This window comes from Streptomyces sp. BB1-1-1, from assembly GCF_031597775.1.
GTDB lineage: Bacteria > Actinomycetota > Actinomycetes > Streptomycetales > Streptomycetaceae > Streptomyces > Streptomyces thinghirensis.
Genome location: NZ_CP134205.1, coordinates 69,322 through 89,028 on the forward strand (window position 1 = coordinate 69,322; position 19,707 = coordinate 89,028).

Consider the following 19,707-nt stretch of genomic DNA (forward strand, 5'->3'; position numbering starts at 1 on the left):
AGGTTGGCCGAAAGGGTAGACGCAACGGGGCAGGGTGGGCAGGTACTTGTGACGACCCGACCCAGGAGTGAGTGTTGCGTATTTTTATTTCAGCATGTATTGTAGTTGTCGTGAGGGCGGGAAGCCGCCCACACCAAAGCCAATTCCGAAGGAGCCGCGCTTCGCGCGGCTCGCCCTGGCCGTGGCTCTCCCCTCGGCGGCCGGGGCCGTGAGGCCCGGACCGACACCCCCCGTCCGGTCCGGGCCTCGCCCCCTCACCAAGGCCCCAAGGAGACGACGTGACCATACGGACGAACACGGCCGCAGCCCTGAACAGGGCTCCGGCGGATCGCCTCCAGCTTGTCTTCGATGCCGGGCCCACGATGTCAATGTGGGGACCGCTGCTGCGGGAGCTGCGCCAGTCCCTCACCCGGAGTGGCCCTTTCCAGAGTGTGACGGTGGCCGTTCTCAAGGCCGATGGCACGCTGCGAGGACGACAAGGCGAGGACGACCGACTGGTGACCCTCGTGCTCAGCGACTGCTCCGGCCCCCAGTGGCACCCCGGCCCGGCCGGTGAACGCTGGTACAAGACTCTGCGCAGCTGGGCGCGTGTGCGCCCGGTGGCGGTGGTTCAGCCGCTGCCGGAGCGCATGTGGCAGCGCACGGCGCTGCCCGGGACGCCCGGCAGCATCTACGCCCCGGCCGCCGGAGCCGCCAACTCCGCACTGAGCTTCACGGCGTACGACAGTGCGCCCGACACGGGGGCGGACAGCATCCCTGTTCCGGTTCTGGAACCCGCCTCTCCTTGGCTGGAGAACTGGTTCGCGCTCCTCGGCGGCGGTGTCGAGGTCCCGGCGGCGGTCGCTTTCATTCCGCCCGCACTTCCGGCCGAAGGGACCGCCTCTCTGGCGGGGTGCGCTGCTCAGGAACTGGTCCTCCGCTTCCGCGCCACTGCTTCCCCCGAAGCGGTCCGTCTCGCGGGGTACTTGGCGGCAGGCGTCCCCCACTTGCCGGTGATGCAGTTGGTGCACCGCTCGATCGGGACGGCTCCGTGTCCGAGCCACTTGGCCGAGGTGATTCTGAGCGGCCTGCTCCGTGCCGTTCCCGGGCGCCCCGGTACTTACGCATTCCGAGACGACGTTGCCTCCGTGCTGCTGCGCTCAGTGCCGCGTTCCTCGCTCGCTCGCACGGTGGCTCTGCTGCGGCAAGTTGAGCCGTCGATGCGGCGCACCCTGGTGAGCGCGGAGGCTTCGCGACTCCTCGGTTAGGGACGCGGTTTCCGCATCCACTCGTCGGCGTCACCGTTCGCCGCCCTCTTCACCCCTCAGCACTGCCTGGCCGAACAATCCTCTGCTACCTCCTTCTCTTCACCCGCTGTATTCGGGGCGCTGGGCGTGAACCGCCCGTCCCGGCATCAAGCCAGCCGCTCATCTTCGGTGACCCGCGTTGCCCTATGTGCCCTTGCACCCGGGCGCGCGGCCACTGTCAGACCCTTAAGAGAGGATCACCCTCATGACGACTCTTCCCGCCGCTCAGGCGCAGTCTGCCGTGTCCAACCGCATCGAGTACGAGGCCGCGCTCCAGCTCCTGCGCGAGGCCTCGCAGGCGTACTACGGTGACGGCGACAGCGTCCTGGACGATGCTTCGTACGATCAGCTCCGACGGTCGGTGCAGGCCTGGGAGGAGGAGAACCCCGCCGAGGTCTCCCCGGACTCCCCCACGGGGCTCGTGGCCGACGGTGCAGCGCCCGTCGGCGACGTCGCGCACACCACTCGCCTCCTGAGCCTGGACAACGTCTTCGACGCCGAGGGCTTGGTGACATGGGGCGCCTCGGTCCAGCGCCGTCTGGGCCGCGCGCCGCAGGGCGGGTTCACCGTGGAGCCGAAGATCGACGGTGCTGCCGTGGCCGCTCGGTATCGCGACGGCCGTCTGATGCAGATCATCACCCGCGGTGACGGCAGTCACGGCGAGGACATCAGCCACGTCATCGGACAGATCGACGGCCTCCCCGAGCGTCTGGCCGATCCGGTCACCGTCGAGGTCCGCGGCGAGGTCGCCTTCACCCAGGAGCAGTTCGAGAAGGCGAACGAGGTCCGTGCCGCTCACAACGCCCAGGTCTTCGCCAACCCCCGCAACGGCACGGCCGGGACGCTGAGGGCGAAGGACCGGCCGTACCGGCTCCAGATGACGTTCTGGGCCTACGGCGCGGTCGAACTGGACGGCGTATCGTTCCTTCCCGCCGGAGCCACGCACGCCGAAACCCTGGCCGCCGTGGCCGCGGCCGGCATCCAGACGACCGCGGACTCCCCGGCAGGGCTCCACCTCGTCGCCGACCTGGCCGGAGCACAGGAGCAGGTTGACGCGATCGCCGCCATGCGTGCGGACCTGCCCGTCGGAATCGACGGGGTGGTGATCAAGCTGAACGACACAGGAGAACAGACGGCGGCCGGGTTCGGCTCCCGCTTCCCCCACTGGGCTATCGCGGTCAAGCTCCCCGCGGTCGAACGGCAGACCGTCCTGGAGGACGTCGTGTGGGAGGTGGGCCGCACCGGGGTCCTCGCGCCGACCGCGATCCTCACCTCGGTGGAGATCGACGGCTCCAACGTCACCCGGGCCACCCTCCACAACCCCGCCGACATTCGCCGGCGCGACCTCCACCTCGGCGATACCGTGACGGTCTACAAGGCCGGCGACATCATCCCCCGGGTGCAGGGGGCCGTGGTCCAGCTGCGTCCGGAGGGGGCGCGCGAGGTGCCGCTGCCCGAGGTCTGCCCGAACTGTGGTGGCGAGATCAACAAGGCGCAGAAGCGGTGGCGATGCGCGAAGGGCACCGCGTGCGCTCTCCCGGCGTTGATCGAGTACGCCGCGCAGCGCGAGATGCTCGACATCGACGGCCTCGGCAAGACTTACGTGGCGGCCCTGGTCGCGTCTGGCAACGTGGACGACGTCGCCGACCTGTTCACCTTGACGGCCGAGCAGCTCACCGAGGCGTCCAAGAGTGCCAAGCGGGCCGTCAAGCTCGCCGAGCAGATCGAGGCGGCCAAGACACTCCCTCTCAGCCGGGTCTTCTGCGCACTGGGCGTGCTCGGCACCGGGCGCAGCATGTCCCGGCGCATCGCCCGGCACTTCGTGACCATGGACGCCATCCGGCAGGCTGACGCTGCCGCTCTGCAGGGCGTCGAGGGCATCGGCCCCGAGAAGGCCCCGGTCATCGTCGAGCAGGTTGCCGCACTGGCGCCGGTCATCGACAAGCTGATCGCGGCGGGCGTCAACATGACCGAGCCCCAGGGGGCGCCGACGGCGGAGGATGCAGGTCCGCTGGCCGGGAAAGTCGTGGTGGTCACCGGCAAGATGAGCGGGCGACTGGAGGCCTACGGGCGGTCCGAGATGAATGCCCTGATCGAGAAGGCCGGCGGCCGCGCGGGCAGCAGCGTCAGTGCGAAGACGTCCATCCTCGTCGCCGCGCCGTCCACCGGAGGCAAGCCCAGCTCGAAGGCAGTCAAGGCGGCCACTCTCGGCGTCACGGTCCTCACCCCCGAGGACTTCGCCGACCTGGTCGCCGACTACCTGGCCTGACGCAAAGGGGCCGAGGCGGCCATCGCACGGTAAGCGCGATCCCGTCTCTCGGCCCCTGCGCGGTCCAGTGCATTGAATGGCCGCGCCATGGACGGGTGCTCACACCCGCCAGGCGCGGCCTCCACTTCAGTCGATGTTGCGTATTCCTATTTCAATGTGTACTGTCATGCCATCGCCTGGTGCTCGGCACCCGCGACCTCTCCCCAAACACCCCACGTCCAGGTAGGGATGACATGCACTCGAACATGCCCGAGTTGTCGGATTCCGAGCTTCTGGCGACCGTGGCTCGTGCCACCAAGCGGACTCCGGTCAAGCCCAACGACCTCCTGATCCTCACCGAACTCCAGCTGGAGCTGTACCGGGAGCTGCACGCCGCTGCCGGTCAGCTGGTGCGGCCGCCGGTCGCGGCAGAAGTCCCACCGGCATCCTCGGCGCGGGTACGGGGCGCCCTCGATCGCATCCTCACCGAAGAAGAGGAGATGGCCGTCTTCCGGCAGGTGTACGACCACCTTGCAAACGCGGCACTGGGCGACCAGCGGGCGGCGGATCAACTGCTGACGCTGTCCGGCGGCCAGCACGGCCCGGGCGGCGCGTTCCTCAAGCGCATACTGCGGTTCGCGGCGGCCGACGCGTACCCGAACACGGTCCAGCTGCTCGTTCTCGACTTCCTGAAGACGACGGACCAGCAGACCCTTCGCGCGGTGCTGGCGCAGCTCGCGGGCATGGAATGGGCACTCGATCCGAACGACAGGCACCAGCGGATGATCATCGACCCGCCGGACGTCGTCGTCGATGACGCCGACGCCGAGGTCCGCCGGTTCCGCGAGCTGGGGCTGCGCCCCGGGGAAGCCACCCCGGGCCGTAGTCTCGCACGCGCGGACAACGTGGCCTGGGAGACTCCCGACCAGCACCGCATCCGTACGTGGCGCCGCCGGTACGTGGAAGCCCACAGGCAGAGTCTCGACTGGGCGCAGACGAAGGCCGAGGTGTACCGGCGTGAGCGCGAGCGGCTGGCACCGTACGGACATCCGGACGGCCTGGAGGCGGCAGTGGTGACGCAGCTGCGCCAGGAAGCCGACCGGGCCTCCTCCGCCCGCCTCTTCCAGATCGGCGACTCCCTCGGCCAGATGGCACTGCGCCGCGTGGTGCGGCGAACGGAGAAGAGCACGACCCCGTTCGATCCCGCACACCTCCCCGCCTCGCGCGGCATGCTGTTCCTCGACACCCCCCTCGCGCTGCCCAACGGCCGACGCATCGTCGGCTATGTATGGGGCCCGTGGTCGCCCCCGGCGGAAGAAGGCTGGTTCCTTCTGCGTCCCGACCGGCTCCTGGAGCCGGTGGAACCTCCGTCCGATGACGCCCCCTGGACATGGGTCACCGCGCTGACATGCGACGAGTCGCTGCTACAGCTGCCCTTCTCGCCGTACGAGACCTTGCTGGCGCGCCCCGGTGAGGTTCTGGAGCCCGAGACCCGGCTTCGCGACCCGCACGCCCCGGAGCGGTACCTGAGCGGATCGGGCCGCCAGGGCGGCCAGGAGCTGATGCTCCGCCACGTGCGGGCCCTGTGGGAGCTGCTGACCCAGCACAAGCGGTCCACGGTGCGGGTCCTGGCCCACCAGGTTCACCAGCTCAAGCCCAGCAAGCGCGAGGCCGAACGGCGACGGGGCATCTGCGACTCCGGCCAGGTCGAGAACTGGTGGGTGGACCCGGACGCGGGCGAGCGCTTCCGGGAGGAGCAGCCGTGCCAGGCACGCGATGGCGGAACCGGCCGCACGCTGGCGGTCCGCTACTGGAGGGAGGAGCACGAGCGCCAACAGTGCCCGAACTCCCACCGACACGCCCTCCTGGAGACGGAGAAGCCCGGTAGCTGCCCGCACTACGAGATCACCATCCCCGAGCACCCCGTAGGGCCCGCCGACGCTCCTTGGTCCGACCGGCTGCGCCGCGCCCGGCTCCGCCGCCCCTCGGCGACGCCCCGGCGCGCCGCGAACGCCTGACACTCCCCCTTGTGGCCGGGCGGGCCCCGTCCCGCCCGGCCAGGTTGCACGACCCGTGCGCCAAGCCCAGCAACCCGATCGTCTTCAGCCGAGGAGAGCCATGTCCGAAGACTTCCGTCCCCGCACCGTCCAGCACCGCCGTTGCCAGCCGCTGCACACCGTCTACGGATTGGTGGCGCTGCTCGCCGGCTGCGGCGTACTGGTGGAGCAGCCCGTCATGTGGCTGTTCGTCGTCCCGGTCGCTGTCCTTGTCCTCGAAACGCGCCGGCTCGCCCGGCACCGGGCGTGCGCCGTCCTCCGCAGGCGGGACGAGCGCAAGGTAGCCCCGGCTCGCGCCCACTGGGTGTGGGGCGCTGCCGCGGCCGTTCTGGACACCGCGCTGGTGGCCGGAGCCTTCGCCGTCTGCACCGTGCTGCTGCTCGGCCATGGTGAGGCTCTCGTCCTGCGCGGACGGGCAGCGGACTACCTGGCCCTCGGCGCAGGGGCGGTGTTCGCCGGCGCGCATGCCCTCACGCACCGCATGTCCGCCCGGGCCCCGAAGGCGCCGCGGCCCGAGGCGTGAGAAGTGCCCCCGTCACTCTGTGCCGGGGCATCGCCCAGCATTCTCTTTTCTCAAGTCCTCGGGGGACCGTCACACTGCGCCTCGGCCGTGGTGTCCCTGATCCGCGTGTGGTGCTCCCTGCGCGATGCCGGCCCCGGGCGCCGACCGGAGCCCCCGGAGCTGGCCGTCGGAGGAGATGTTCGCCGGCCTCGGTCTGGATCCGGCCGGGCCGCCTGCACAGCTGGGACACGACCGCGTCGACGCGCTGCTGATCGCCGGTGTTGTTCCGGGCGAACACGCCACTGCCGCTGTCGAACTGAACGGCGGCGAAGGCGACTTCTCCCGGTGGATCGACACCTTCCACGCCGAGAACGCGGACGCAGCCGCCAGGGCCGCGCGAGCGCAGATCGAAGGCGGCGGGCCACCAACCCGCCGGATGTTGCGTATTTATATTTCAGTATGTACAGTCATGCGTGTCGGGCCCCCATCCATCCAGGCAGTGCGGCCGGGACGACTTCGACCCACTACGCCTAGGAGGTCTCTCATGGCAGGCGTCGAAGACACCTTGAGCGAGATGATCCGAGAGAGCCCCTGTTCGGTACTCAATCGCACCCAGGCCCTCCACCACGTCCTGGTGGTACTCGGCGCCGGCTACGAGTGGCGGGACGGCGAGGTCGTGCGGCGACACGGCCGGGACGGACGCGACTGCCGCAGCACGCACGAGCAGTTCAAGCTCCCCGCCGACCACGTCGCCCTCTTGCGCGAACACGGGAGGGCAGTTGAGCAGCAGTACGTGGACGGAACCTGTCCCGCCGAACATCTTCGTACACATGCCGCAGAACTGGCCCGCACACCCGGCCCGCTCGGACAGGACCCGTACCCGGCCAGCCCCGGCGCTCCGCTGTTCAACGTGCCGGCGGATGCCGCAGCCGACTGGGTTGAGGCTGCCCGCGAGATCGCCGCCGTCGTCGTCCCCCTCTGGGAGGCGCCGTCCGACTACGAGGTAGCCGTCCACGCCTCCCTCACTCCCGAGCAGCGCGCCTGGGTCGACGGCCAGTGCTCGCGTGCACTCGCCCTCCTCGAGCGCCGCTTCGGCTCTGAGGTGCTCCCCGCAGGCGGAAGCTGACCCTCGGCCGGCGGCGGGAGTTCGTGAATCCCTGCCCCGCATGTTGCCTATTAACTTTTCAGTGTGTAATGTGATTACTCGTCGGGTCCGGCGGCACCGCCCCAGACCTGGTCCGCTCCCCTTCCTCCCTCCAGCTCAGGAGACGGCTGTGCCCAACCGCATCGTGACCCGCACCCCCGAGCGCCGCGTGCCCAACCAGCGCGGCCTCCAGACCCGCCAGAAGCTGCTGGACGCGACGATCGAGCTTCTCGCCACTCGGCCCTACCGCGACATCAAGGTGATGGACATCGCCCGAGCGGTGGGCACGTCGCCCGCGACGTTCTACCAGTACTTCACCGACATTGAGGGCGTCGTCCTCGAAGCGTCCCGGCTCCTGGTCAAGGAGACGAACGCGGCACTCGCCGGTTTCGAGGACGGCGCCTGGTCCTCGGACGGACTGCCCGGCGCCGCCCGGCTCGTCGACGCCGTACTCGACGGCTGGAGCGGTCACCTGCCGGTCATGCGCGTGCTGACCGCCGTCGCGGCCGAGCGGGACCCCCGCTTCGTCAAGGCGTACTTCGCGGCCACCAGGCCCCTCGTCCGGGCCCTGACGGCGGCCGCGCCCAGCGGCGAGGGCAAGGAACTGGTCCACGCCCTCGTGTCCGGCCTGACAGCCGCCACCGGTCACGAGAACGCCGGAAGCGTGCAGGGACTGACCAAGCGCCAGCGACGCCGGGGGCTCGCCCGCCTGGTCCACGCCGCCGTGACCACCACCGGTGCCTAGAGCCACGCTCCACCACCAGCCCGGCCGCAACCCCAGGGGAACACCGTGATCCAGCCAGCCTCTCTCGCCATCGGCTTCGGCCTCGGCATCCTCAGCGTCCTAATCCGCGCCCTTGCTCTGCGCCTCCGGCCACCTCGCTGCCCACTTCCCCTCTCGGTCGCCTCACCGAGCCCGGAACTCGTCACCGCCCTGTCTGCGGCCGTCGCCGAGCGCTACCCGAATTACGGCGGGTTCGACTACGCCGTCATCAGCGTCTTCGAGCACAATGCACCGGGGAACACGGTGCAGCTCCACCCCTCGCGGGGCCCCCACCGGGGCGCCATACGCCTGGACCCCAGCGATCCGAGCACCCCTGACGGCAGGGCCGCCCAACTGCTGGCCGAGATGAGCCTGCCTCACGTCGGCGTCCTGGCCATCCCACTCGGCCCCCGCTGAAACGGCCCGCGCCGCCCCGACTCCGAGGTGGCGCCCGGCCGCCCCCGTGCCTGCCAGCCACCGCAACCCGCCCCCTTCCCCTCACCGATCCCCGACCCGTCAGCGAGAAACCGTGACCACCCCTTCCCTCCAGCTGTTCAAGTACGGACGCTGGCTGTTCGACATCGACGGGGCCATGCGCCTCCTGGAGAAGCGCCCCCGCACCGCAGAGCAGGCCCCCGTGGACAACTGGTCGGCCGCCTACCATCTGAGCCTGCTCAGGCCGGACTACGACGGCCCGTCCTGGTGCCCTGTCTTCGGCCCGGACCAGTCCCACTTCAGCGCCGAACACGCGATGGGCACCGACCTCGGCCAGCCGGTCATCATCGCCACCTTGGAGTTCGACAGCGGCCCGGCTCGCCTGCTGATCGACGGAGTGCACCGCATGTACCGGGCGATGGTCGAAGGCCGCCCAACGCTCCCCGCGCACGTCCTGACCGTCGCCGAGACCGCGACGATCCGCGTGCACTGACTCCGCCCTCCTCACCCTCGGGAGTTCCCCTTGACCTCCATCGGCACCGCCCGCCATTTCCAGCCCCACGGCACGCCCGGCCACGTATGCCGCGATCACAACCGGGCAGTCCTGGCCCCGGCCGTCGCTGTCGAGGCCCTCCGCCAGGGCCTTGGGCCCGACCTGACCGACGCCCAGCTCGACCAGTGCGCCGAGATCGCCGAGCGCAACCCGCTGTCCGACACCTCCCGCGCTGCCGTCCGTACCGCGCTGCAGCCCGCGCTGAGCGCGCGCCATTCCCCGGCGACCGTGCATCATCAGCTGTTCAATCTCCCGCCGGGGCACCCTCTGCGGGTCCGCGTCGGCGACCTCGAGTACTTCCTCGTCCCCATCCCGATCACCCTGTGAGTCGCAGCCGGGCGACCGGCTGGCCCTGACGGGTGGGCACCAGAGCAGGACCACGCTCACGACGGTGGCGGCCGGATCCTCGCGCTCGTCCAGCTCGCCGACCAGTACACCGAGAGGTCCGTGCGGAACCCGGTCTCCGATACCTCCCGCGCGGCCGTCCGTGCCGCGCTGGCGCCCGCCCTGTCCGTGGACAACTCCCCGCAGCGGCGCTTCACGTTCCCGTTGCACCACCTTGTGAGAGGACCGACTGTTATGACCCGCCTGATCAATACCGGAAGCTACGCCCGACAACTACTGAGCCACAGAGCCCGCGTTGTCATTGGGGATGCCCTGGTCGCGCTGGAACACAACTTCCACGAGGCCATCTCCTGGGGAAGCCTGCCGGTCACCTGGATGCAGATCCGCCTTCCGCATCCGGAGATGATCGGCCCACAGCCCGACCAGCCCGACAGCCAAGCTGTCGCAGTCGAGGAGCTGGACGTCCCTGGCTGGGCGCATGACGGCGGGCCGAAATTCCAGAGCGCTATGGAGAAGTACGGGCAGGCGCTGCTCGACGACTCCGCAGGGCTGGGCCCCGACTCCCGAACCGACCCGATGGGCCCGGTGGTAGGACTGCTCGCCCTCGCCGAGCGATGGTCACTCGAACCGGGCGGAGTCATCGAAGGCGTTGACATCGAGGACACTCCCGGGGCGCGGCGACAGCGCAGCCTGACCGCGGTGCTTGCCGACGGCACGGTCCTAGCCGTCACCCGCACCGCAGGCGTGGCAACGACGCACCGCGCCCAGAACCACATCTCCCGGATCGCCCAGGGCCGCACTCTGGCCCCCGCCCTGTGGCTGATGGGACAGGGCACGGGCGTCTTCCCGCTGGAAATGCCCCCGCCGGGGGAGCGCGTATGAGAGGCCGCCGGAGCAGACGATCACCGCGCTGCCCCCCACACGGGCCCCCGCAGCGCGGCATCACCGAATTACGCTGTGCCCCGCCGCCCTCGCAGGCGGCGGGCGGCCCGAACCAGACATCCCCCACCAGCGCGTCCGGCCCCGGCCTGACGCGTTTTGGCATGATCCCCCTCTACCGAAATCCGGTAGCTGACAAGGGGGACCCATGCCCGTGCGCCTTCGCCACGCCCTTCCGACCGTGCTCCTGGCTGGTGCGGTCCTGATTTCCGGCTGCGTCGGCTCCGACAGCGACCCCAAGGCCGACCGTCAGGCGACGGACAGCACCACCCCTGCGGCACGGCCCTCGACCTCGACGGCGTTGCCGGACGGCATCGTGAAGATCGGGACCGCGCTGCCGGTCAGTGACGGAGGGTGGACGGTGACGTTGCAGGGCCTCGAGCGGCTGCAGGCCGTGGCCGGCGTGCCGGCAGGCTCGAGCGCGTACACGGCGCGGGTGACCGTGGCCAACCAGCGCGCCCAGGTCGCGACCGCGCCGCGGACCACCGTCACCGCTCGGTACGGAGTTCTCGGCCGCACCGCTGCCGAGGCCACCGACAGCAGCGCATCCTCTTCCAGGGACGAGCCGCAGCAGGTGCGCCCCAACGGGTCCGTCTACAGGGACGTGAAGCTGGTGCTTCCCGACCAGGCCCAGGGTCTGCCGGTCACGGTGACCGTGGAGGCGACCGAGGAGGGGCTGGCCGAGCCAGAGCTGCTGTTCTTCGAGGGCGCCCTGCCGGGCGATGCCGCCGGCTCCCCGGCCCCGCAGGCGCCGCAGGGTGCGCCGGCCGGGCAGTCGGTCGCGCCGCTGGGGCAGTGGAACGGCCAGGTGTCCGTGGGCAAGGTGACGGTGAGCGGCAAAAGTGCTTCGCGCACCGGGAGCCTGGAGCTGAGCGTGGTCAACCGGTCCGGCGACCCGATGTCCGGCCTGGGCACCACCCTGCGGATCCTGACAGGTCAAGAGCTGCACCTGGCCGCGACCGTCCGGCCGGTGTATGGGTACCGCGACGCCGCGATCGCCCCATACCGCACCGCCACGCAGACCGTCTCCTTTCGCGTTCCGGAGACCGCGGTCGGGGGCCCGGTGACGGTCGAGGCAGTCGACGCGGGCGGCTCCAAGGTCACCTTCGAGGGGACGCTCGGCTGAAGGAACCCAGAAAAGTTCGGGCGGACTGTCACACCGCAGGACCTCGCCACACCTGTAACAGGTGAACGGTGCCCTCTCCGACCCGAACAGGACTCCCTTACATGGCCCCTCGCCTCCTGGCCGTCGGCCTCGTGCTCGCCGGCGCGCTTGCCGCCTCCGCCTGTGGACCGCTCACTACTCCCGGCTCCGCCGCCGATGCCGCGCCCGCTCGCGGCCCGGCCGCGGCCGGAGACGGAACCGCGCTGGCCCATCTGAACAACCTGACGGTCCGGGCCCAGACCTCCCTTGCCGGATACAGCCGCGACGCCTTCGGACCGGCATGGAGCGATGCGGGCACAGTCGAGATGTCGGGGAACTCCTGTCCGACGCGTCAGGACGTGCTGGCACGCGACTTGGACGACATCGTTCGGGCTGAGGACGGCTGCACCGTCATGTCCGGCGTTCTTCACGACCGGTATACGGGCCGGACGATCGACTTCAAGCGCGGCCCTCGCACGTCGATGACCGTGCAGATCGACCACGTCGTCCCGCTGGCGCTCGGGTGGCAGTCAGGAGCCCGGAACCTGACCGCCGAGCAGAGGCTGAACTTCGCGAACGATCTTGAGAATTTGGTTGCTACCGACGGTCCGACGAACGCCGGCAAGGGCGCCAAGGACGCCTCTGCGTGGATGCCTCCGCGCGCCGAGGTGCACTGCTGGTACGCGACCGCGCAGGTCCGCGTGAAGACCAAGTACCGCCTGTCGGTCACGCCGTCGGAGAAGACGGCCCTGCGTACCGCCCTGGAGTCCTGTCCGGCCGAGGCGGCCCGGCGATGAGGCCGGCCGTACAGCCGCTGCCCTTCGACGCAGACCTCCACCGGTGGAACCACGCGGTCCGGGAAGCCTCCCGGCTCCACCACGCCGTGCGCGCCGAGCTCGGTGGCCGGCTCCCGGACCCGGCCACCGAAAAGGCCGCCGTGGAAGCACTGCTGATACGCGAGCGGACCCGGGGCGGCTGGCTCCGCTGGGATACCTTCGGGCCGGACCGCGCGGGTGCGCTGCGTGAGGTGGGACTCTTCGACCCGGAACAGCACCGGCTGGGGCGCTGGGCGTGCCGGACGGTGTGGGGGCGTCGCGCTGCCCTGCGCATCTGGACGCTGGGAGGCCTCGGCCTTCCCCGCCCTCTCCCGGTCGGCCGGACCGCGCTGTTCACCGTGACCGCCTTCGCCGCTCTGGGCCCGGCGACCTCCCTGCTGCCGGCGGTCACCGGTCTCCTCACGGCCGGCGCGGTCGGCGTGGCCGCGGCCGTCGGACTGCCTTCGGCCGTCAGGCGCTTTACCCGGCGTCGCGTGCGCGTGGTCGAGACGAGCGAGGCGTACGCGGCGGTCTTCTTCGGGATGCTGGCTGACGAGCAGCGTTTGCGCATGCTCGCCGAGCGCAGCGAGCGCTATGAACTACTGCGTGTGGCGGCGGTACTGCCGCGACTGGTGTGGGACGCGGCCGGGCTCGTGCCGCTGGCAGCGGACGACGTGGAAGCCCGCGGCCTCCTCCTCGGATACGCGCAGGCGCTCGCGCTCCTGGTCGACCAGGCCGTCGAGGTCGAACGGCAGGAGGAAGCGGTGGAGTCGGCGATCCGTGACGACCGCGCTGCCGCCGCGCCCGTAAGGCCCGCGCTGCCCGAAGGGCTGCTGCCCCGGCACCTGCTGGACGAAGCGCGGCTGGAACTGGAGGAGTTGGAAGCGGGACTGCGCCATGCCCGGGAGGTACTGGGCGGGGCTCAAGACGACGGAGCTCGGCCTGCAAGGAGCGGAGAGAGCGATGAGTGAGCACGAGCAGACCGGCCGGTCCGTCCCGTGGCGGGAGGCGAATCCGGAGGCATACGCCGAACTGAAGCGCACCTGGGGGGTGATCGGGCACAGCAGCGTCCTGATGGTGCTCAGCCTGAGCCTGATCGGCACGTCGCTGACGCTGAGCTACCTGCACTGGCCGGGCTGGCTGGAGACCTTCGCGCGTCTGGGGACCAGCGGCGCGGCGGTGGGTTGTGGCGCGGTTGGTCTGTGGCGACTGGTCCGGGCCCTGTTCCGGTCGGTGCGGGCGGTCATCCGCACGCGCCGGCGCGGCGCCGAAGGCAAGGCCCAGGGGGCGACCAGCGAGGAGTCCGTGCCCGAGACCGCCCCGACGGCCGAGTCGTCCTGAACGGGGAAGGGGGCGCCGTGTTCCGGTCCGAGAGCTTCGCGGTCGGGTTCCTCACCGGCGCCGTCGCCTGGTGCGTGCCGTACGTGCGTGGCCTGGGTCGGCGCGGGTTCATTCGAGGGCTCGCTCTCGGGCGTCGCAGATGGCCTCCCACTCGGCGAAGGTGGAGCACTGCTCGGCGGTGCGCGCGCGGCGGGCCCGGTCCGCCTCCGCGAACGAGGCAAGGATCCGGTCGCGGATGACGAAGCCGGGCAGATCGGGTTCCGCCGCGACGGGCGGCGACAGGCTGGTGAGACGGGCGCGGACGGCGTCCATGGCCGCCAGGAAGTCCGCGTTTGGCGGGACCCCGCAAGGAGTGTCCTCTCCGGTGTCGGGGTCGGCGGTGGGCTCGTCCTGGCCGTCGGTCTCGCTCCAGCGGGCCATGATCACGCTGGCCGGTGAGGCCGGGCGCCGGGGCACGCGCCAGACCGAAAGGTCGGCGGCGATGTCGGCGGCGGAGAGGCCGGTGGCGATCCAGGGCCGTAGTGCGAAGGCGAGGCGGCGCAGGCTCTCCCCCTGGGTCCAGGGCACCCGGGGGCGTACCCAGGCGGCGACCGAGACGGCGTGAGCAGCCTGGTCGGGGCTGGCCCGGTAGGGCTCGGGGACTTCGTGTCGGCGGGGAGGTCGCGGCCGCGAGCCGCAGGGCGCGCTGGTGTTGTTCTTCTTCCCTCTCATCTCAGCTGTAGGACGTGGGTGGTTGGTCTTACAGGAAGGGGTGTCACGGTGATCGCGGCGGGCAGGGCGGGCGCGTCGGCGGGCGTCGGCGATGGCCATCTGGCGTCCGTGATCGGTGAATCCGATGTGCCGGGCGTGGTAGCCGTGGCCGCTCACGCGGTGGCCGAGGGCGTCGTCCCAGGCAGGCGGGACAACGGCGGCGTAGATGGTGGCGGTGCCGGCCCATTCGCCGCTTCCGGCGGGACGGGTGTTGGTACGGCTTCCGTGGACGGTCCAGACGAGGAGACCGAGCTCGCGCAGAACGGCGATGTGCCGCTCGAGGGTGCGCCGGCTGATGCCGAGGCGGCGCCACATGGTGTCGCGGCAGTAGGCGACGTGGCCGTCGGCGTTCAGGCGGGCGGCGAGGTCGCGTGCGACGCGCAGCGTGGTGTCGCCGGCCTTGGGGTGCAGGCGCTGGGTGATGGCCCAGGTGGCGGCGCGCAGGAAGTCACCGCGCCGGGTGCGCCGGGACGCGGTGGTGCCGACCTCCTGGTCCGCGTGCTCACAGACTGGGGTGAATCGGTTGTTCGGGGATATTCGGTTTTGTCCGCGCGGAGGGCACGGCGGAGCGGCGGCTGCGTGGACCGGCGCGTGGGCATGCTGCATCATGGGCAGGGCACGCCCTCCTTTCGGGCATGCGCGAGCCCCTCTTCGGTGGGGCCGGGTTCTTCGGGAACCAAGTGATCCGCCCTGGCTGGGGCGGTGTTGCCCGGTCTGCGGACCGGGTTCTTCACCTGGCGGGCTGGACACTCGCCGGGTGGTGGCAGAGGTACGGCGGGCGGGCCGAGGTGCTGGACACACCGAGGTCCTGCTGCCGCGGGGCAGCCCACGGGGGACTGCCTCCTGTCAGATCATGCGTTCATCGAACTCCAGGGTGGCGGGCGGTCACGGCGGTCAGTGGCCCATGCCGGCGCCGCCGTCGACGGGCACCACGGCACCGGTGATGTAGGCGGCCTGCTCGGAGGCGAGGAAGGCGACGGTCGCGGCGATCTCCTCGGCGCGGGCGAGGCGGCCGAGCGGGATCTGGGCCTTGAGGTTCTCGAGCTGCTCCTCGCTCAGCGCCTCGCTCATGGACGTCTCGGTGAGGCCGGGGGCGATCACGTTGAAGGTGATGCCGCGGGAGCCGAGTTCGCGGGCCATGGAGCGGGCGAAGCCGACGAGGCCGGCCTTGGAGGCGGCGTAGTTGGCTTGGCCGCTCTCGCCGCGCAGGGCGACGGCGGAGGAGATGTACACCACGCGGCCCTTCTTCGCGCGGAGCATGCCGCGCGAGGCACGCTTGGTGACGCGGAAGGCGCCGGTGAGGTTGGTGTCGACGACGGAGGTGAAGTCGTCCTCGCTCATACGCATCAGGAGCTGGTCCTTGGTGATGCCGGCGTTCGCGACGAGGACCTCGACGGGGCCGTGCTGCTCCTCGACCTCCTTGAACGCGGCGTCGACCTGGTCGGTGTCGGTGATGTCGCAGCGGACGGCGAGCAGGCCCTCGGGGGGTTCGCCCGAGCGGTAGGTGACGGCGACGCGGTCGCCGGCCTCGGCGAGGTGGCGGGCGATGGCGAGGCCTATGCCGCGGTTGCCGCCGGTGATCAGGACTGAACGGGACACGGAATGGCGCCTTTCTGTACTGCTCTGTGGGGGTTCGTAGTCAATCAACTGGCCCGGCGCGCGCCGGAGCGGGTGAGGTGTCCGCTCATCGCCGCGGCGGTGTCCATCACGGCGGTCACGTACCGGGCGCGGGTCGCGGCTCTTCGCATGGGCCCGTCCTTGGCCAGCAGTGCGACCGAACCGGCGACGGCCGAGCCGTACCAGACTGGCGCGGCGATCATGGTGCGGCCCGGAAGCGGGGAAGGGCTGATCGCGTGACCTTCCTCACGGACGTACGCGGTGTCGATCTTGTTGGCGCCGACGGAGCCGAGACAGGCGAGGATCGCCATCCCGGCGGCATCGGCCTCCAGCGGCGCTGACTCAAGAGAACGCAATGCGATCTGAGGGGATGTGAGGATCTCGTCAGCGTGTGGGCCGTATGCCCGTTCCGCGCAGATTCTCATCGGAGTGCCGATCAGGTGTGGTCGGTAAACAAATGCGACCTGGCCTGTTCTCGACTGTAGTGTGACGATCTCGGCCCTCACCGCAGGGGAGGGCGTGCCGGCCTGGAGGGGCTGGGAAGGTGTCGAAGGGGAGGAACCGTGCAGCGCGTCAGTCAGCGCGTACCGAGCACGCGGCCCCCGCTGTTCGACGGCGCCCTCCCGCATCAAGGCTTGCAGATACCGGTGAGCGGTCGGCGCGGGAAGGTCCGCGGACTCGGCAACCGAGGCCAGAGGGTGTTCACCCGGCCCGAGGCAGATCAGCGCTCTGAGCACCGCCATGGTGCGTGCCACGGCGCCGCCGGTGCGGTCGGGCGGGGTGGCAACGGGATGCAGCAACGCGAACTCCCCCTCGCGGTTGTGGAGGACCTTCGCGTCTCCCACAACGCGGATTCGATCCAGTGGCCGATTCTTACCGGCCAAGATCCTGCTCACCAGGCTCTGAATTTTCCGGTCCTCGAATTTCAGGAGCGAGCGCTTCCGGTATATCGCGGGGTCAGCACGGGGATGGCGACACGGGGAAAGGTTCGAAGTTGAATCAGAAGGAGGCGTTGCAGCAGCTGCTGCAATGGAAGCGTAAGCAGATAGACCCGGTCGAGCTCGGCTGGCCCAAGCGCACCGGCCGGGGCCGGCGCGCGCGCGGGCTGTCGCAGGCCCAGGTGGCGCAGGCGTTGTTCGTCACGGAGAAGACCTACGCCGAGTTCGAGCGCGGAAACACGTCCCAGCCGAGCACCTTGTTCCTCGACAGCGTGGCCAAGGTGCTGAACATGGAGGAGCGCGAGCGGACCGCGCTCTACGTCTACGCGATCGGCTACGAGCCCCCGTTCCCCATGGATCCGTGCGCGGGATCGAACGTCGACCCGGCGTGGCAGGTGGCCGTCAACGGCGTGTCCGGGCAGCCCTGTTACATCAACGACGTCGCCTGGAACGTGCTGGCCGCGAACGAGGACTTCAAGCGGATGTTCCCCCAGCCCGAGGGGAAGTCCCCGAAGCTGCCCGAACGCAACCTGATCCGGTGGATGCTCCTGCGTGAGGACGCCCGCGAGCATCACCTGGTCGACTGGGACACACGCTGGGCGCCGCAGGTCGCAGCCCAGCTGCGCACGGCGGTGGCCGCTCACCCCGAGAACGAGGATCTCCGGCTGCTGGACAAGGAGGTCAACGACGACGCGGTGGCGGGGCCGATCTACCGCGACCACAGCCTCGCGTACATCCACCCCGACGGCGATGCCCGACCGATGCGGCATGCCGGCTACGTGGCCCCGCGCGGCACCGAGGACCACCGCACCCGGTGCTGCGAGCGGCATGCGCCGTCCCAGCTGGGCACCGTCACCATGTGCGCCGCCCAGCCGTTCGGCAGCCCGGGCGCCCGCTTCTTCCTCCTTCCGTTCACACCCCACCCCTGACGCCTGGGCCCGCGGCCGCCGGGGCGGAGAGATTTCGTCCGGGCGGCCGCGGCCCGCACAATGCATGCCCATGGCTACCACTGACCTGAAGCAGATCGCGCCCGGCGTCTTCGTCTGGCAGCCCGGGCACGGGGCGACCTGGGGCCTGGCCAACTGCGGTCTTGTCGTCTCCGGGGGCCAGGCCCTCGTCATCGACACCCCCTACACACCCGCCCTGACCGATGCCTTCCTCACCGCGGCCCGCACCGCCGCGGGCCCCGGCGTCCCGCTGGACCGGGTCGCCGTCACCCACGCCAACGGCGACCACACCTGGGGCCTTCAGCAACTTCCCGGCGCGGAGGTCTTCGCCACCCACGCCGCACTCGCGCACCAGTGCCTGGAGCCGAAGCCGCAGCAGCTGCAGGCGCTCATCCACGACACCGACCCCGGTCAGCCGCTCGGCTGGTACTTCCGGGAGCACTTCGGCAGGTTCGACTTCGCGGGCATACAGGTTCTCCCGCCAACCACGACGTTCACCGGACGCCACGACCTCGGCGTCGGCGACATACCCGCGGAGCTCCACGAGGTCGGACCGGCCCACACCGTCGGCGACCTCGTCGTCCATCTGCCCGAGCAGCGCGTGGTCTTCGCCGGCGACATCGTCTTCGCGGGAGACCACCCCTCGCACTGGGCCGGCCCCCTGGAGCGCGTCTCCGCAGCCTGCCTGCGGATCCTGGACCTCGACCCCGAGTGGATCGTGCCCGGCCACGGCCCGCTGATGACCCCCGACGGCCTGCGACGCTACGTCGCCTACCTCGACGACCTCGCGGACCAGGCATACGTGATGCACGGCCAGGGCCGGACCGCCGTCGAGGCGGCCCGCATCCTGATCAAGGAGGACCGCTACCCCGGCCTCGGCCTTCCCGAGCGGCTCGCGATCACCCTCAGCACCGAGTACCGCCACCTCGACCAGGACTCCACCGCCCCGGACCTGCTGGAGCTGATGGACCACGCGGCACGCATCGCCTGGGACCGCTCCTCGGCCGGCCCCCTCACACCCTGATCTGATGCCCGGTGACGGCATCCCGCCAATTCCGGCTGGTGAAACAGCGCAGCCCACTCCGTTCCGATCATTGAAATATGAACCGCTTGGGGCGCGCGGGGCTTGCTCCGCGCCGCGCGGAGCCGGTCAACTACCGATGTCGGCGCGCCGTGCATGCACGGGGGAGCGCCCACCCAGGCACCGAGGGCACTCCCACGCCCGTTGACGTGCGCGGTCGAGCAGCACTCCGTTGCTGGACTCGATTCCGGATGCCGCCGCCGGCCCCCCGGCGGCGGCATCCGCTCGAAGCCGCCTCGCCCCAGGGAGAGTTCATGAGCCCCGCCACCGCCTTGCCGGTCCCCGCCACCGTCCCCGAGTTCCTCGCCCCACGCATCGAGAGCCTCCGCCAGATGCTGCGCGCCGGCCGGTGCGAGGAAGCCCTGACGGTCGCCCGGACGCTCAGCGAGGAGCTCGCCGAGAGCCACGGCCCCCTGCACAACTACACCCTCCACGCCTTCGAGCTCGTCGCCTTCTGCGCCCAGCTCGCCGGGCATCCCGCCATGGCCACCGAGGTCTCGGTGTACGCCGCCGGTGCCTGGCAGCGGGTTTTGGATGCCGAGCACAGCCAGATCCGCCGGCAGGCCCGCAACGGCGCGGCCTCCTGGCTCACCGTCACCAACGCGCACGACGCCGTCAGGACCGGCACGTCTCTCCTGGCGCTGCTGCAGTCGGTCTACGGCAAGGACCACCCCTCCACGCCCTTCGTCGAACGTCGACTTAACGCCATCACCGGCGCCGACCAGGAAGCCGCGCGGAACGCTCTGCGCGCCTCGGGACCGGCCTTGCTGATCAAGCCCTAACACCCTGGCCACGGCCTTTT

The 19,707-nt window shown here is 70.6% G+C and carries 20 protein-coding genes; 17 read left to right on the forward strand and 3 right to left on the reverse strand.

Going from position 1 to position 19,707, the window contains the following annotated elements:
- Nucleotides 1-278 precede the first annotated feature (278 nt).
- The 14 genes from RI578_RS40910 to RI578_RS40975 all read left to right on the forward strand — a co-directional run bounded on the left by RI578_RS40910 (nt 279) and on the right by RI578_RS40975 (nt 13,572).
- Complete coding sequence (locus tag RI578_RS40910) at nt 279-1,247, forward strand: SAV_2336 N-terminal domain-related protein (RefSeq protein WP_310876085.1); 969 nt, start codon at nt 279-281, stop codon at nt 1,245-1,247.
- A 244-nt stretch (nt 1,248-1,491) separates the two neighbouring features.
- Nucleotides 1,492-3,555, forward strand: coding sequence for an NAD-dependent DNA ligase LigA (ligA, locus tag RI578_RS40915; protein ID WP_310876086.1), 2,064 nt, complete (start codon nt 1,492-1,494; stop codon nt 3,553-3,555).
- A 233-nt stretch (nt 3,556-3,788) separates the two neighbouring features.
- A complete protein-coding gene (locus RI578_RS40920; protein WP_310876087.1) occupies nt 3,789-5,552 on the forward strand; it encodes a hypothetical protein in 1,764 nt (587 codons plus the stop codon).
- 100 nt (nt 5,553-5,652) lie between these two features.
- Nucleotides 5,653-6,114 carry a hypothetical protein gene (locus tag RI578_RS40925; protein WP_047181620.1) on the forward strand — a complete coding sequence of 154 codons (462 nt, stop codon included), beginning with the start codon at nt 5,653-5,655 and terminating at the stop codon, nt 6,112-6,114.
- A 175-nt stretch (nt 6,115-6,289) separates the two neighbouring features.
- A complete protein-coding gene (locus tag RI578_RS40930) occupies nt 6,290-7,219 on the forward strand; it encodes a hypothetical protein (protein WP_310876088.1) in 930 nt (309 codons plus the stop codon).
- A 148-nt stretch (nt 7,220-7,367) separates the two neighbouring features.
- Nucleotides 7,368-7,982 (forward strand): TetR/AcrR family transcriptional regulator, encoded by a 615-nt coding sequence (locus RI578_RS40935; RefSeq protein ID WP_052658995.1) that lies wholly within the window; start codon nt 7,368-7,370, stop codon nt 7,980-7,982.
- A gap of 45 nt (nt 7,983-8,027) precedes the next feature.
- On the forward strand, nt 8,028-8,417 hold the full coding sequence (locus RI578_RS40940; protein ID WP_047181618.1) for a hypothetical protein: 390 nt from the start codon (nt 8,028-8,030) through the stop codon (nt 8,415-8,417).
- Between the two features lie 112 nt (nt 8,418-8,529).
- Entirely contained in the window at nt 8,530-8,928 is a 399-nt protein-coding gene (locus tag RI578_RS40945) for a hypothetical protein (RefSeq protein WP_310876089.1), read from the forward strand.
- A 30-nt stretch (nt 8,929-8,958) separates the two neighbouring features.
- Nucleotides 8,959-9,315, forward strand: coding sequence for a hypothetical protein (locus tag RI578_RS40950; RefSeq protein WP_047181616.1), 357 nt, complete (start codon nt 8,959-8,961; stop codon nt 9,313-9,315).
- A 252-nt stretch (nt 9,316-9,567) separates the two neighbouring features.
- A complete protein-coding gene (locus RI578_RS40955; RefSeq protein ID WP_310876090.1) occupies nt 9,568-10,215 on the forward strand; it encodes a hypothetical protein in 648 nt (215 codons plus the stop codon).
- A 205-nt stretch (nt 10,216-10,420) separates the two neighbouring features.
- On the forward strand, nt 10,421-11,398 hold the full coding sequence (locus RI578_RS40960) for a hypothetical protein (RefSeq protein ID WP_310876091.1): 978 nt from the start codon (nt 10,421-10,423) through the stop codon (nt 11,396-11,398).
- A gap of 131 nt (nt 11,399-11,529) precedes the next feature.
- Nucleotides 11,530-12,213: an HNH endonuclease family protein gene (locus tag RI578_RS40965; protein WP_310876092.1), complete on the forward strand. Its 684-nt coding sequence runs from the start codon at nt 11,530-11,532 to the stop codon at nt 12,211-12,213.
- Nucleotides 12,210-13,202: a hypothetical protein gene (locus RI578_RS40970; protein WP_310876093.1), complete on the forward strand. Its 993-nt coding sequence runs from the start codon at nt 12,210-12,212 to the stop codon at nt 13,200-13,202. The genes RI578_RS40965 and RI578_RS40970 overlap by 4 nt, the downstream gene beginning before the upstream one ends.
- Nucleotides 13,195-13,572, forward strand: a complete 378-nt coding sequence (locus RI578_RS40975; protein ID WP_256726305.1) for a heme biosynthesis HemY N-terminal domain-containing protein — start codon at nt 13,195-13,197, stop codon at nt 13,570-13,572. The genes RI578_RS40970 and RI578_RS40975 overlap by 8 nt, the downstream gene beginning before the upstream one ends.
- Nucleotides 13,573-13,680: 108 nt before the next feature.
- Here the strand turns inward: RI578_RS40975 and RI578_RS40980 are convergent, their stop codons facing one another.
- The 3 genes from RI578_RS40980 to RI578_RS40990 form a co-directional block, all read right to left on the reverse strand.
- Nucleotides 13,681-14,931 carry a hypothetical protein gene (locus RI578_RS40980; protein ID WP_310876094.1) on the reverse strand — a complete coding sequence of 417 codons (1,251 nt, stop codon included), beginning with the start codon at nt 14,929-14,931 and terminating at the stop codon, nt 13,681-13,683.
- Nucleotides 14,932-15,216: 285 nt separating this feature from the next.
- Nucleotides 15,217-15,921, reverse strand: a complete 705-nt coding sequence (locus tag RI578_RS40985) for a beta-ketoacyl-ACP reductase (RefSeq protein ID WP_310876095.1) — start codon at nt 15,919-15,921, stop codon at nt 15,217-15,219.
- A 44-nt stretch (nt 15,922-15,965) separates the two neighbouring features.
- Nucleotides 15,966-16,784 carry a helix-turn-helix domain-containing protein gene (locus RI578_RS40990; RefSeq protein WP_047181612.1) on the reverse strand — a complete coding sequence of 273 codons (819 nt, stop codon included), beginning with the start codon at nt 16,782-16,784 and terminating at the stop codon, nt 15,966-15,968.
- A 149-nt stretch (nt 16,785-16,933) separates the two neighbouring features.
- On the opposite strand from RI578_RS40990, the gene RI578_RS40995 reads away from it, so the two are divergent.
- The 3 genes from RI578_RS40995 to RI578_RS41005 all read left to right on the forward strand — a co-directional run bounded on the left by RI578_RS40995 (nt 16,934) and on the right by RI578_RS41005 (nt 19,687).
- Complete coding sequence (locus RI578_RS40995) at nt 16,934-17,806, forward strand: helix-turn-helix domain-containing protein (RefSeq protein WP_047181611.1); 873 nt, start codon at nt 16,934-16,936, stop codon at nt 17,804-17,806.
- Nucleotides 17,807-17,876: 70 nt separating this feature from the next.
- Nucleotides 17,877-18,848, forward strand: coding sequence for an MBL fold metallo-hydrolase (locus RI578_RS41000; RefSeq protein ID WP_310876096.1), 972 nt, complete (start codon nt 17,877-17,879; stop codon nt 18,846-18,848).
- Nucleotides 18,849-19,159: 311 nt separating this feature from the next.
- Nucleotides 19,160-19,687, forward strand: coding sequence for a hypothetical protein (locus tag RI578_RS41005; protein ID WP_310876097.1), 528 nt, complete (start codon nt 19,160-19,162; stop codon nt 19,685-19,687).
- The last annotated feature ends 20 nt before the right edge of the window (nt 19,688-19,707 follow it).

Excerpts from the sequence above, each read along its gene's own strand:
- ligA (WP_310876086.1), top strand. The coding sequence starts at position 1,492 with ATGACGACTCTTCCCGCCGCTCAGGCGCAGTCTGCCGTGTCCAACCGC.
- RI578_RS40920 (WP_310876087.1), top strand. The coding sequence starts at position 3,789 with ATGCACTCGAACATGCCCGAGTTGTCGGATTCCGAGCTTCTGGCGACC.
- RI578_RS40925 (WP_047181620.1), top strand. The coding sequence starts at position 5,653 with ATGTCCGAAGACTTCCGTCCCCGCACCGTCCAGCACCGCCGTTGCCAG.
- RI578_RS40930 (WP_310876088.1), top strand. The coding sequence starts at position 6,290 with ATGTTCGCCGGCCTCGGTCTGGATCCGGCCGGGCCGCCTGCACAGCTG.
- RI578_RS40955 (WP_310876090.1), top strand. The coding sequence starts at position 9,568 with ATGACCCGCCTGATCAATACCGGAAGCTACGCCCGACAACTACTGAGC.
- RI578_RS40960 (WP_310876091.1), top strand. The coding sequence starts at position 10,421 with ATGCCCGTGCGCCTTCGCCACGCCCTTCCGACCGTGCTCCTGGCTGGT.
- RI578_RS40970 (WP_310876093.1), top strand. The coding sequence starts at position 12,210 with ATGAGGCCGGCCGTACAGCCGCTGCCCTTCGACGCAGACCTCCACCGG.
- RI578_RS40975 (WP_256726305.1), top strand. The coding sequence starts at position 13,195 with ATGAGTGAGCACGAGCAGACCGGCCGGTCCGTCCCGTGGCGGGAGGCG.
- RI578_RS40980 (WP_310876094.1), bottom strand. The coding sequence starts at position 14,931 with ATGATGCAGCATGCCCACGCGCCGGTCCACGCAGCCGCCGCTCCGCCG.
- RI578_RS41000 (WP_310876096.1), top strand. The coding sequence starts at position 17,877 with ATGGCTACCACTGACCTGAAGCAGATCGCGCCCGGCGTCTTCGTCTGG.
- RI578_RS41005 (WP_310876097.1), top strand. The coding sequence starts at position 19,160 with ATGAGCCCCGCCACCGCCTTGCCGGTCCCCGCCACCGTCCCCGAGTTC.